General features: G+C 48.6%; 12 protein-coding genes. 2 read left to right on the forward strand and 10 right to left on the reverse strand.

Annotated features, from left to right (window positions below; genetic code table 11):
- The first annotated feature begins 261 nt into the window (after window positions 1-261).
- Window positions 262-453, forward strand: a complete 192-nt coding sequence (locus GF404_01555) for a hypothetical protein (protein ID MBD3380860.1) — start codon at window positions 262-264, stop codon at window positions 451-453.
- Window positions 454-543: 90 nt separating this feature from the next.
- Window positions 544-2,112 carry a hypothetical protein gene (locus GF404_01560; protein ID MBD3380861.1) on the forward strand — a complete coding sequence of 523 codons (1,569 nt, stop codon included), beginning with the start codon at window positions 544-546 and terminating at the stop codon, window positions 2,110-2,112.
- A 15-nt stretch (window positions 2,113-2,127) separates the two neighbouring features.
- Here GF404_01560 and GF404_01565 read toward each other — a convergent pair whose 3' ends face one another.
- From GF404_01565 to GF404_01610, 10 genes are all read right to left on the reverse strand, one after another.
- Window positions 2,128-2,490, reverse strand: coding sequence for a thiol reductase thioredoxin (locus tag GF404_01565; protein ID MBD3380862.1), 363 nt, complete (start codon window positions 2,488-2,490; stop codon window positions 2,128-2,130).
- A 32-nt stretch (window positions 2,491-2,522) separates the two neighbouring features.
- The gene (locus tag GF404_01570; GenBank protein MBD3380863.1) at window positions 2,523-2,849 is read right to left on the reverse strand and encodes an amphi-Trp domain-containing protein; all 327 of its coding nucleotides are present in this window, start codon (window positions 2,847-2,849) and stop codon (window positions 2,523-2,525) included.
- A gap of 36 nt (window positions 2,850-2,885) precedes the next feature.
- Window positions 2,886-4,112: a GAK system CofD-like protein gene (locus tag GF404_01575; protein ID MBD3380864.1), complete on the reverse strand. Its 1,227-nt coding sequence runs from the start codon at window positions 4,110-4,112 to the stop codon at window positions 2,886-2,888.
- Window positions 4,113-4,119: 7 nt separating this feature from the next.
- Window positions 4,120-5,205, reverse strand: coding sequence for an HprK-related kinase B (locus tag GF404_01580; protein MBD3380865.1), 1,086 nt, complete (start codon window positions 5,203-5,205; stop codon window positions 4,120-4,122).
- Window positions 5,202-6,092, reverse strand: coding sequence for a GAK system ATP-grasp enzyme (locus tag GF404_01585; protein ID MBD3380866.1), 891 nt, complete (start codon window positions 6,090-6,092; stop codon window positions 5,202-5,204). The genes GF404_01580 and GF404_01585 overlap by 4 nt, the downstream gene beginning before the upstream one ends.
- 27 nt (window positions 6,093-6,119) lie before the next feature.
- Window positions 6,120-7,760, reverse strand: a complete 1,641-nt coding sequence (locus tag GF404_01590; protein ID MBD3380867.1) for a phosphotransferase — start codon at window positions 7,758-7,760, stop codon at window positions 6,120-6,122.
- Between the two features lie 21 nt (window positions 7,761-7,781).
- Window positions 7,782-8,072, reverse strand: coding sequence for an amphi-Trp domain-containing protein (locus tag GF404_01595; GenBank protein ID MBD3380868.1), 291 nt, complete (start codon window positions 8,070-8,072; stop codon window positions 7,782-7,784).
- Between the two features lie 35 nt (window positions 8,073-8,107).
- Window positions 8,108-9,271: a hypothetical protein gene (locus GF404_01600; protein ID MBD3380869.1), complete on the reverse strand. Its 1,164-nt coding sequence runs from the start codon at window positions 9,269-9,271 to the stop codon at window positions 8,108-8,110.
- A 268-nt stretch (window positions 9,272-9,539) separates the two neighbouring features.
- A complete protein-coding gene (gene pepF / locus GF404_01605) occupies window positions 9,540-11,354 on the reverse strand; it encodes an oligoendopeptidase F (GenBank protein ID MBD3380870.1) in 1,815 nt (604 codons plus the stop codon).
- Between the two features lie 335 nt (window positions 11,355-11,689).
- The gene (locus GF404_01610; GenBank protein MBD3380871.1) at window positions 11,690-12,577 is read right to left on the reverse strand and encodes a hypothetical protein; all 888 of its coding nucleotides are present in this window, start codon (window positions 12,575-12,577) and stop codon (window positions 11,690-11,692) included.
- Window position 12,578: the final 1 nt, after the last annotated feature.

Genomic DNA, 12,578 nt, shown 5'->3' on the forward strand with positions numbered 1-12,578 from the left:
CTCAAACAATATGCCGACAGGCTTCAGTTACGATTATTCAATTGGCAGTATAATCGAGAACGGCGGGGCATATTTTTTGACGATCTTCAATCCGTTGGTTGACCTGATCCGCGATCTGATTATGCCCGAGATCATACTCGAAATAGCCGGTTCTCCGATTTACATATTCTTGTTTGTAATAATGTTGGTTAATCTGCTCTGGTTTTCGTTCAATGCGGTTCGCAAGCCACAGGCTTATCGAATTCGAGTCAAAGCGGTTTTATGGGGGACCTGGTTTTTTTGGTTGCAATTTCACCTTATCTCTTTTTTGATGTGCGGGTGTATATGCGCTATGCCTATTTTGCGCAATTCGGACAGGCAGTAGCAATAGTTGCCCTGCTGATCAGCTTGTACGGCAAAGTGAAAAGAGTTTACCTGGGGAAAATCAAACCGCCGTCACCGGGAAGAAAATGAGTGCGCTTAAACCACTTTTTAGTTAAAAAAACCGGATAGAATTCCTATATTGTAAATAAGTAGATCACCACAATGGACCGGGGAGGACGTATGGGAAGTGTTTTATCTAAAACCAAAATAAACCGTATATCATTGATCCTGTTTACCGCAGTCATATTGACTGTGAATGTCGTCATGGCCGACGATGTGAAAGACGAGATGTTCCGCAGGGCCAATGAATTGATCGAGACCGCCACCAACCTGCAGGCGGAATTGTTTTCGCCGGAAAACTATGAAAAGGGAATGAAGCATTATCACATGGCACTCAAAGACTACGAGGAAGAGAAGAGCCTCAAAAAAATTCGCGAGAATTTGGAAGAAGCTGAGCTGTATCTGCAGGCAGCGGTGGATGCGTCCGGGAGGGTGCGTGACGCTCTCAGCGAACTGATTGTAGTACGCAATCAGGCCGAGAGGTTCAAGGCCAATGTCTATGCCTCCAAAGAATTCGAGAATGCTGAAAAGAAATTCAAGCAGGCCGCTCTCAGGATAGAGGATGGTAAATTCGGTAAGGCCCAGGATGATGCCAAGGAAGCTGAAGAAAAATACCGCCGGGCCGTAATCGAGATGCTCAAGGATTACTATCTCGATGATGCCGAAAAACGCCTGCGCGCAGTCAAGAAAGAGATCTTCAAGGATACCTACAAACAGGTCGAAAATAAGCTGGAAGATATCGAGGAATACCTGAAATATCAGTCCAAAGTCGATTTTGGTATCGAGGACATTTTTGTCGGTACCTACACCCGGATCAGTGACGCGCTAAAAATGGCTGACATCGAATATCCCGCGCTAGAGGTCGAGGGAGTGGAAATCGAGGTGGAAATGCCTGAATCGGAGGAGGCGGAAGTTATGGCTGAAACTCTCGAACCAGAAGAGAAAGTCGTGCCGGAGCAGGAGGAAATTCCTGATGAGCCGGAAACCGAATCGGTTCAGGATCTCGATGTTCCGGATTATCCCGACTGGGAGCCGACCGAGGTGATGAAAAAGATTGAGGGTATGGAAACCGAGATTTCGCGCTTGCTGTCACCCTCGACCCGTGAAAAAATCTCCGCTGCTGTACCGGATTTCGAAAGCAAATCGTTTGTGGCGGAAACACCCGAGGATATCTACGGCGCGGCCGTGGCGACTGCTCATGATCTCTTCGAACGCGACAGGCTGGGGACTATGGATTCCCGCAAGGGAGCGTTTCTGGTTTTGATCGATGCCACCCGGCAGGTCGACCAGGATCTTGTGCAGTTGACCGATGAGGTGGTCAAACTCGATAAATTGATCGCCCATGTTGCAGACAACCGGGAAGCGTTAAAAAAATATTACGAGTCCGCACCCGAAACTGAACCATTGGATGAAAAACAGCTCGCGAAATATGCCTATGATGTTGAGCAGAACTGGAATAAGACTGACAATCTCGGCCTGGAATACATCGAGACACCCGAGGTGAATCTGCGTGAGATGGATGAACTCGAAAAATCAGATCTGGCTTATGAACTCGAGAACCTGGAGATAGTAGAAAAACAGCTCTCGGAGATCAGGCATATCAACGGCATCAAACAGTCCACAGCATATGAGCGGAGAAGCCAGTACCTGCGTGCGCTGGAGTTGATCGCGGAAGAGATGAATAAATGATTTCGATTGGGTGTGTCAGGCCAGGCTGTCGAGTTTGGCCCTGAGAGGATTCAACTGAATCAGGCCGGCCACCTTGTCGACTGGCCGGTGGTTTTTGAAAAATACCAAAGTCGGCACGCTCATGACCTGGTAGTGGGTGGCCGACTGCGGATTGTCGTCGACATTGAGCTTGAATATATTGACTCGATCGGCATAATCCGGACCGACCTCGGAAAGCAAACCGCCCATGACATGGCAGGGTGAACACCTGTTCGAATAGAAATCCACGACCGCGGGTGTATCCGAGGCCAGCACCATCTGCTCGAAATTCTCATCGTTGATTTCAACCGGCTCGCCCGCTTTGGGGGTGCGTTTAAATAATTTGTCGAACAATCCCATTTTGCTATTAGTATTTCTGCTGTATTATGTGATTACCCGTCTTTGACTGTATCTTCGATTTTTTCAGTCTCTTTTTTCTCCATTGACTGAGGAGGAGCGGATGTGATCCGGAGCTTCATGTCCTCGGTCTGGATATCTTCGCGATCCCAGCTCAGCTCGATAGTGATTTTGTCCTTGCCTTTTTTCTGGGATGCTTCGACTTCCATTAACAGGTGCTGGTTTGGTTTCAAGCCGATATAATCATCGCCGTTTTGCAGGTAAAACCCGCCCGAGTTCAGACCAGCCACGAGGTCGTTCAAGAAATTAACCGCCCGGGCCGGTTCCACACGACCCTTAAAAGAGAGTTCCTTTTTGCTCATTATATTTCTCCCGCTCTACACAGAATTGAATTGTTTTCAGGTCAATGACAGGACCACTTCGATCAGCCGTTTTTCGTCGATAAGGGGGCGGCTGCTTTCGGTCACCAGCGGAGTGTCGATTACTTCAACACCCTGACGACGGATCTCTTCGAGGTCGAGTCCGCCGGGATAGTCCCCGTATTTTGAATCCACGATTACGAAATTCAGTAACTTCTCTGTGGAGACGTTATCGACGCTGTTTTGCTTTAGATATCTGATCAATGTCTCGACACAATCGGAGACAGTCATACCGAACTGCTCCGGGTCGATCCCCATATTGGGAATATAGATTTTAGGACAATGATTGTCAAGAATCGAATTAGTCACTCCCTCGGGAAGCAGGTTGGCTGTTACGCTCGAGTAGAAGCTTCCCACCGGGTAACAGATCAACTCTGCCATGGAGATCAAATCACGGATTTTCCTTCTGATTGGTGTTTTCGAGTTATGCAATCCGTCCAGATCATCAGTTAAAAACACGTTTTTGACTTTCGAGTTTATGGGTGGGACTTCCTTGCCGGTCAGGTTTTTCTGACCGCGGATTGTCTCGCCGTTTTCGAGTTCGGCCACGAGATGCAAAAACTGTCCGGTGATGGTGCGCACAATCCCGCGAGCGTCGACCAGCTTGGAAAACATAAATACAACCGGATCGATATGACGGTTGTTATTTAGATAACCGCCGGCCAGGATAAGGTTGCCGATACTTGCGCCTCTCAGGTCGAAGCTTTCCGGCATGGCATTATAGAAAAAACGAAGGTGCGCGCGGATAATCTTGCGCATCGGATCGGGAACATTGGCGACAAGCGGATCCCCGCCCTCGACCATCGACTTGAGCCTGTCTTTGAGTTCGGTCCGGGGCTGATCCTTTGGCAGACGGTATACGAACAGGTTGTAGATTTCCGGATGACCAGTGACACTGCGGTCGGCCAGGGCCATCAGGCGACTGCGCATATCGCCCACAGAGAGCATATTGAAAGCGTCGCGAAGTTTGGCCGAACTTCCACCCGAATCGAAAGGGGTTACGAGATGAATTGAGTTATGAGTGAATGTAGTCAGGATACGACTCAGTTTGTTTAACGCTGTTCCCCCGGAGAAAAACAGGATCCGCGGTCCCAGCTCCGGTGCGCGTTTGTAACGGGCCAGGCGCAGTTGGTCGGGGATAGTTATCGGGCGCGTGATTTTGAGCTGTGTAGCGGGAAGATCGTTTTTTGACGGCTTGGTCTCCATTTTTATCTCAGCTATCGCTTTTTAGATAGTCGAGACATTTGCGGGTGGCATGATCAAAGTCCACTCCGCCCGTAATCTCGACGATTCGAATCTCTTTCAGGAGTTCTATATATGCTGTTTCAGAAAAATCGTAATCATTTGGATCGCCGTCGGGTTCATAGAACAAACCGGGAGACTTCATTATCGCTGGCAGGAGGTCCCGGCGTTTGTCGATATCAACGGTATGTACATCGGCCGGACCGCCACCCAGTCTCCAGTTTAACACGACGAATGTGTTCAGTGGTGAATCGAGATCAAAACGGTCCTTACCGAAGACATCCTCGATGATCACGTCATGCTTCTGTTCCAGGTCCCACAACTCCTCCGAAGTCAGCGATACCAGCCTGCGCCGTTCTGCTCTTGATATAACCGGGAACAAGGTTTCGTTGTTGAGAATAGTGCCGGGGTTGACGCGCGGATGCTTGGCTACACCGTACATCAAGAGCTCACTGTTTTCGCGACGGATCATCAAGCGGTCATTGGAAACGAAGCGAAGCTTATGGCTCATCAGGTGCAGAGCTAAGGTGGATTTACCCATGCCTGAAAAACCGGCTATGGCCATGCCGTGTTTACCGTCAGCGACCGCGGAGGCATGGCATAACAGACAGCCACGGTTTAACAGCCACTGGATAAAGCGGTTGTTTATGAAGTTCACGACCTGGTTGACGTTCAGATCGCAGGGGCCGATGGCAAGGTTAATACTGCCGCCAAAAAGAAAAACCATCCCGGTCAGGCGTTTACGCACTATCCGGCCATCGCGCAAATCAACAAATTCCTCTTTGATCCTGGTTTTGCCTGGATCCGGTTGTTTTACGCTGAAGTCGAGATTGATACCTGGTGATTGGCTATAAACTGCATTTATCAGTATATCGTAATAGTTTTGATCGCATAAAAATGACCTGTAATAAGCCTTGAGGTTGTGATTGAGATTAGAATTGTTTGATTTTACCATGATCCTGCAACCGCCAAAATCGAGATTCAGGCTGTGTTCAAGTTCATACCTGGACAATATGCTCTCACTCAGTTCCGCGAGACTGGCTGTGGAGGTAATCATTTTGCGATCTCCTTGAGAACGTAATCGACATACAGGTCCGCGGCATTGATCTGCCTGGATTCCTGTAATCCTCGGAAACCTCCGAATGCCGAGACTTCAAAGACCACCGGACCATCATCGGTCTCAGCCACATCGACGCTGGTGAAGTCGAGATCGAACAATGCCTGTGCCCGCTGAGCCAGCTTGATTATGTCATCGTCGGGATCGTAGGGTTGATATTTGCCCCCGGCCCTGATAGTTGTATTCCAGGAGTCGCCGTTAGCCACCCGGGCATAGGTTCCAAGGTACTTGCCACCCAGAAAAATAAGACCCAGGTCTCGTCCCGGGAGATTGAGTTTCTTCTGGATGTAGTACAGCGAATTGCCGGCCTCGTGGAATTTCCCGACAGCCTCGACAGCCTCATCGGCCGAAACGACCATCATCCCGCGCGCCTTGGAGGTGTACAGAGGTTTAAGTACAGCAACACCAAATCTCTTGATGGCCTCTATTGCTTCTGTATCATCCTCGGTAATTACAGTCGGTGGAAGCGGAATATTTCCGAGACGCAGGGTGGTTGTGCAGCTTAAGCGGTCGATTGCTTTTTTTATGTTCTCCGGTTTCGAGAAAATCGGCACTCCCTGCTCGCTCAGATAGCGCAGAATCTCTAATCGGTCAAGGTTATAGGGATTGTAACTGGAGCCGATTTTTTTGACTACCAGGGCATCGAGATCTGACAAGTCGATATCATCGTGATAAACACGGCCCCGGCCGACATCGAAGCGGATTGATTGCATTTCTATCAGGCACCTGAAACCGGTGCGGTTTTCGATCGATTCCAGAAGCTTTCCGGTCGACCAGCCTTTATCGATTCCAATCACTCCGATTTTTTTCTCTGATTTCATGTCCATATGATTGTTTCGTGTTGTTCGTTGTGGTTAATATGTCAATGTTTCCCGTGGGAGTTTGAAATCTTCCCAGGGTTTGTGGTCATGGTCGAGAAGCTTTTCTATCAAGAAGATTGCCCGTAAATACATCGATTTGGCAAAATCTTCCTTCAATTCGAATCGTGTCGAACTGGTAAAGTTGCGGATCAGCCCCAAAGTCAGGCGGGCCTCGAAAGTGGGATCATCATTTTTCAGAGCGAAATCATGCGCGAAATTAAAAAACCTGTCGATCACATCGGTCAAGCGTTTGCGAATTGTCGGTTCAGTCAACGGGATCCTGAACGCGGAAACCATGAAAACCGAAACATCCTGGACATAATCCTGTTCGCATGAACGATGCAGGTCGATGAAGTGCAGATGGTCATTTTCTTTATTGAATATTACATTATCTATATTAAAATCACCGTGGATAAACACCCGAAACGGCGCGTACAACTGCTGATCTATCCCGGAGGCACGCATCAGAAGCTTGTCCAGTGATGGCGTCTCCAGGTTTCCAATCACTTTATCTTCGAAATCATACTCGGGATGTACTTTGCGAACGTCGTCGATCCGTTCCAGTAGCTGTTTGAATTGTTCGGCATTGACCGGGTCCGGTTTTTTTGTGCGGGTCCAGATATCATTCAGGGTTTCTATTATTGATGCGAGTGCGCGCTCGATTTCCTCATCGGAACCATAGAGGATCAGACTCTCTAAAGTGTCCCCGGAGAAATTTTCCAGAAGCAGAGAACCATTGTCTCCATGAACCTGGAACCCGAATATCCTCGGTGGCAGACCGGGCATGAGCTTTTGCCAGCGCTCGATGCTCTCTTTTTCATCCTGGAGTTTTTTCAGGCGCCCCTCTTTGAAAATAGCGGCGGTAGAAGCGCCGTCACCATTTTTGTTCATAACACGTGCGATTCGACATCCGGAACGCGTTTCCCAGATCGATTCGATCGAAAACTCGGAGATATGTCCCTTCATACGGGCTTCCTGGATGGATTCCTCGAGCGCTTCGTACTGGTCGATTTTTAGCTTTTCACCCACCGCGGCAGAGATGATCGCCTCGCCGATATTCAACAGGCAGTCTCCCATCCGCTCCAGGTAACGAAAGATAAATATTGCTGTCAGCAGGGATTCGACGTTTTGACCGCTCCGTAGTTCCTCGAGAATATCCTTGAAGACAGCCTTGTAGAGCTCATCCAGCTTGATCTCGCTGCGGCAGATCTTGATGCCGTTCTGGATGTCGCGTGCGAAGGTGGCATTGTAAACCAGCTCCATGGCATCGTTGATCTCCCAGAAGAAAGCCTCGAAGTTGTATCTCTTGATGAATGCTTTATTTTCAAAGTGATGTGTTTGCTGGACTATATTTACCGCGTAGTCCGCAATCCGTTCGAGATTTGACGTGATGGTGATGACCGATTTCATCAGGTTCACCATCTGTATATCGCGCTCGGTTACATAGAAGATCTGCGAAAAGCATTTGCTTTCAATGACGCTCTTGAGATTATCTATGTAATCGTCACGGGCTTCCATGTCTTCCTCGAGTACATCGCCAGAACCGTTCAGAACCTTGAGAGTGTTCTGGATCTGTGATTTGACCTCGAGGAGCAGAAACTGGAAATTTTCGTCGATTTCTTTGCGGTATGCCACTTTTGCCCTTAAGCGCCCTTACTATTCGGTTTTCTGTGATTCGATCACCAGCGGTTTGGAATCGATCTGCTTTTTTTCCTCGTCTTCCTCTTTCCAGCTGATTTTGACGGATAGCTTCATACGGCCATCCTTGCGCTTGGCCTTGAGATCGAGCTTGAGCATACCGGTAGGTTCAAGCACGATCGGGTTGCCGTTGTTTCCAAGAGCCAGCCTGCCCGAAGAGAAACCTTCAGCGAGAGCATTGATGTACTTCACGATAGTCTGGCTGTCCTGGAGCGACTCATGTTTGAATTCGTTGTTCTGTGACGTCATATATTTGCACCTCCGTGCGCCTCTATAAGGGGTGATCAATTCAATCTGTTTTTGTATTCCGCTATAACTCTTTTGCGGTTGATATTGGCCACAATCAGGTTTTTACGGATAGCGGGATCATCCCAGGCCGGCTGGTAACCGATCTGGCGGTTGGCTTTTTCGAAGTCCTGAAAACGCGGTTCTTTGGTTTTTTCGCCCATATGGCAGTCATCACCCATAAAGACCAGAAGCTGCCTCTCTGAGTTTTTACGGCGCTGATTCTGGCGATGAACGACCGTGATCAAAAATTCCGTGAACTCGCGTGACTGCGGATTCCAGACCTCGTAACCGTCGACATCGTAATCGGCCAGCAGAATCGGCCAGAACTGTTCCGGGTGAGGGATCACAATTCCGCCACCGAGAGCGCGGATTTCCTCGATGAATTCCTGGGTCTCATAGAAATGCTCGAGTGAAAAATTAGCTTTGACTATCTTTTTGACAGCCTTTAAAAATATCTGGGCGCGTTCGATGAAACGGTCGTCGCAATGGTCACGCAGGCCGTCGATAAAGTACTTCAGTATCTTGTTGCGCAACATCTCACGAGGGGTAATCGAAAAATTCTCCTCAATCAAACTTTTCACCTTGGCAACATTGATGCGCACGAAATTGACAATATCGTCATCTGCGCCCGTCTTTGCGGCGGCTTTCTGGAGGCGATCTTCATATTTTGGATCGAGAATCGTGTCGATGAATTCATATAACTGACCGTGCCGGTATTTAAACGTGTGAGCCAGCATATTTTTGAAAACGGTGGCTTCCTTGACTTGCGATTCCTCGAAATGGACCAGCAGTTGTACCTTGCGATTGAATCCCTTCGCGTAGCAGTCGATTTCCACCCCGGAGAAACCGTTCACGCTCAGCAGGTCGTTGTGCTGGGTCGGGATGATCAGCTCCTCTTTGCTGTTGGGGAAAGTGGCCCGGATGCGTTTGAAGATCAGGTCCATCGGTATAAATTCCGGATGCCAGTGTACCGCCAGGATGCTGTCCTGCTGGTAGAAGACCTCTGTCGGATTGACAATTCGCTCGATCTGCTCGGGGGACAAATCGGTCGAAACCACATTCTTATAGATCTGGCGATCGATATCAGTGATCTCTTCAGTCAGCTTTTCAGGAGCACGGCCATTATGCCCCACGGTTATATGTAACTTGCTCGTTTTCATAGTTTTCCTTCAAGGCAGAACAGATACAAAGTAAGTCACCGTCCCGCTTTTGTCAATAGCAGTAGACCTGGCATTCTACGGCCTTAATTTCTTTTTGGCCCCCTATTTTTATATGCTAAAACAGCTTAGCGTCAATGAGGAGTTAGTGGATTTAACACAATACTAACCTTACGCTAACAGTATCGACAGGCCCGACAACCACTTAAGTCTGTTTTTTACATTTATTTTAACAAAGCTAAACCGTTTCAGTTTCCTGAAATTAAAGTGATCAAATACCGGCCAGCTTTTCAACTTCGTTGACCTGCTCGGAAAACAGCTTGAGGGTCGCCTGTACCGGACCTGGCTGAGTCATATCCACACCGCAGTTTTTCAGTTGATTGATCGGATAGTCATTACCGCCAGAGGAAAGCAGTGTCAGGTATCTATCAACAATACCTTCTTCGCCGGAGTTGAATTTGTCCAGAATCGCCTGCGAAGCGGCGTATGAGGTCGCGTATTGATAAACATAGTAGGTGTAATAAAAATGCGGAATCCGCGACCATTTGTATTTCGAGTAATCATCCATGGTAACCGACGGTCCATAGTACTGCCTGGTCAGGTCATCCCACAGTTTGTTCAGGATATCCGGCGAGAGCGCGCCACCCTGTTCAACCAGCTCATGGATTTTGAGCTCGAAACGAGCGTAAAGTATCTGGTGGAAAAACGTACCGAGGGTGTTGTCAATATGCCGGTTGAGGAGGTAGAGCTTCTTTTTCGGGTCGTCGGATTTTTTCAGCAAATACTGCAACAGCAGGCCCTCGTTTAATGTCGATGCTACCTCGGCCACGAAGATAGTGTATTGAGCTTTCTGGTAGGGCTGGGTAGTATTCGAAAAATAGCTGTGCATACAGTGGCCCATCTCATGCGCCAGCGTAAACATGTTATTGACGGTATCGTTATAATTCATCAGTACCAGCGGATGGGTCGCATAGTTTGAAGCATTGTAAGCACCCGAGGCTTTACCTTCGGTTTCATAGACATCCACCCAGCGCTTTTCGAAAGCACTCTTCATATTGCTGACATAGTTTTCGCCCAATGGTTTGACAGCGGTGAGGACTTCTTCGATGGCATCCTCGTAATTAACCTCGTAGTTTTGATCGGGGAACAGCGGGCAGTAGACATCATAGGGATAGATCTTGTCGAGTTTCAGGATCCGCTTGCGGACATCCATCCATTTGTGCATACCGCTCAGGTCAGCCTCGGTAGTATCCAGAAGCGAGTGATAGACCGAGGTCGGGATATTATTGGCGTCGAGAGCGTTCTCGAGGCTGGAGGAATACTTGCGTGCACGGGAATAGAAGACATCCTTGTTGACTGCCGAAGCCAATGAAGCGGAAAGCGTGTTTATATGCTCTTCATAGGCGGTGTACATGCCCTCATGGGCATCACGGCGGACTCGCTGGTCGCTGGACTCCATGAACTTGGAGAAACGCTGTTTGGTGAGTTTGATCTCGTTGCCTTTTTCATCCTTAATGGACGGGTAGGTCATGTCGGCATCATTTAACATGGTGAAGACATTGGCCGCCCCGCGCGCCATCATGACCGACTGCGCCAGAAGTTCCTCGATCTCCGCCGAGCGGATATGTTCACGAGAGCGGATCAGGTCCTCGATATAGAAATCGTAGAGATCGGTCTTTTCGAACTCTGAAGCCATCTTCCTGAGTGTTTCATTATCGATCTGCAACAGTTCCGGTTCGACAAACGAGAAGGCGGCCTGTGCTTTCGAGACCAGCATCACCGCCCGCTCAGTCATCTCCTGGTAGCGGGAAACGCGGTGATCCAGATCGGCATTGCGTCGGGCATAGAAATGCAGTTTGTCGATGATTATCCAGAGGTCAGAACGGGTCGTCAGGCATTTGTAAAGCGTGTCCGCGGATTCGGACAGTTTGCCTGCGAACTGTCCCGCTTTTTCGATAAGCTCCTCGGCCTTTTTATAATCGGCTTCCCAGTCATCTTCGCTTTTATAGATATGGGTCAGGTCCCACTTGTATTTTTCCTCGATATCTTTTCTCTGGGGAATATCGCTGTTTTTCTTATCCGTCATTTTATGGTCCTTTCGTTTAAACAAATTATCCCGGAATAAACGAAATTCGGGCGGATTTTTCAAGTCAGATCGGGCGAAAATGACAGATTAGGGGATGCCCGGATATGACATTTGTTTAGAAGAGAGTGTAGATAAATGGTGCCAGGGCTGAACCCTGTGCCAGGACTAATACAGCTCCGAGGACGATCAAAAAGGTAATGATCGGCGCCAGCCACCATTTCTTACGGCTTCGTAAAAAGCCCCAGAGGTCTTTAAATACTGAAAATCCCGGCATATTACAATTCTCGCTTTACAGTTTAATTATCGGGCAATCGAGTCCCGCGCACAAGCGTTTTTTATCTAATTGCTTTCTCGTCTTCGGAATCTTCCCGCAACAGGTTGTTGTCATGTAAAAATTCTGCCAGAAGCTTTGCAGCGCGTTTCGAACCAGCGATATTGAAATGGCAGTCGTCGTAAAAGAATTCGAGCGATTTTGGCATATACTCCGGCAGATCGAAGAGCGGGAGATCATACTTTTCTGCGACTGATTTCATCACGAGGTTATATTCAGCCATCGCCCTGGCCATATCTTCTTCTTTATAGTGATGCCCGTTTTTATAGGTTATCCACTGCCAGTCGGTTACATCCGGGTCGATCCGGCTGTCCCAGGTGACCGCCTGGGTCATGAAAACCAGCTGGACAGCGTGACTTTCACATAATCCGACGATGCTTTCCAGGTTGCGTCGGTAGGGAGGCAGATCGAGTTTTGGGGGAGTATCCGAAATCGGGTAGGACTCTTTCAAAGCCACCAGCCCCTTGTAATTTGACTTGAACTCGATCGCCATCTGGATCTGCTCCGGTGTCGGGGCCGCGAAAATCGGCTGGAAAATATAATATAACCGTCTCGGCAGTTGAAATTCCGTCAGGAAATAGCGGGCCAGGTTGATGATATTCAGGTCGGGGTAGACATCGTAAACCGGCATGTGGATATAGTCTTTATCGTACTGGGCCGCAGTCAGGTCGTTTATCCCGGCAAAGATAATCACGAGGTCAGGCTCCAGATGGAGTATGCGATGGCTGAGCATGGCGATATGATCGTAGGATTTGTCACCCGATTTGCCGGCATTGTAGACTTTGACATTCAATGAGTCAGCATAGAACTCCCGCAACCTATCCTGCAACAGATGAGTGACCGCCAGGGTGTCATCCAAAAACAGGCATTCGGTCGTGCTTCCACCCACCATA

Source organism: Candidatus Zixiibacteriota bacterium, assembly GCA_014728145.1.
Lineage (GTDB): Bacteria > Zixibacteria > MSB-5A5 > JAABVY01 > JAABVY01 > WJMC01.

What these genes read in the sequence shown, in the direction of transcription:
- pepF (MBD3380870.1), bottom strand. Translation starts at nt 11,354, where the DNA reads ATGACGGATAAGAAAAACAGCGATATTCCCCAGAGAAAAGATATCGAG.
- GF404_01565 (MBD3380862.1), bottom strand. Translation starts at nt 2,490, where the DNA reads ATGGGATTGTTCGACAAATTATTTAAACGCACCCCCAAAGCGGGCGAG.
- GF404_01570 (MBD3380863.1), bottom strand. Translation starts at nt 2,849, where the DNA reads ATGAGCAAAAAGGAACTCTCTTTTAAGGGTCGTGTGGAACCGGCCCGG.
- GF404_01610 (MBD3380871.1), bottom strand. Translation starts at nt 12,577, where the DNA reads ATGGTGGGTGGAAGCACGACCGAATGCCTGTTTTTGGATGACACCCTG.
- GF404_01575 (MBD3380864.1), bottom strand. Translation starts at nt 4,112, where the DNA reads ATGGAGACCAAGCCGTCAAAAAACGATCTTCCCGCTACACAGCTCAAA.
- GF404_01580 (MBD3380865.1), bottom strand. Translation starts at nt 5,205, where the DNA reads ATGATTACCTCCACAGCCAGTCTCGCGGAACTGAGTGAGAGCATATTG.
- GF404_01595 (MBD3380868.1), bottom strand. Translation starts at nt 8,072, where the DNA reads ATGACGTCACAGAACAACGAATTCAAACATGAGTCGCTCCAGGACAGC.
- GF404_01560 (MBD3380861.1), top strand. Translation starts at nt 544, where the DNA reads ATGGGAAGTGTTTTATCTAAAACCAAAATAAACCGTATATCATTGATC.
- GF404_01585 (MBD3380866.1), bottom strand. Translation starts at nt 6,092, where the DNA reads ATGGACATGAAATCAGAGAAAAAAATCGGAGTGATTGGAATCGATAAA.
- GF404_01600 (MBD3380869.1), bottom strand. Translation starts at nt 9,271, where the DNA reads ATGAAAACGAGCAAGTTACATATAACCGTGGGGCATAATGGCCGTGCT.
- GF404_01555 (MBD3380860.1), top strand. Translation starts at nt 262, where the DNA reads ATGGGGGACCTGGTTTTTTTGGTTGCAATTTCACCTTATCTCTTTTTT.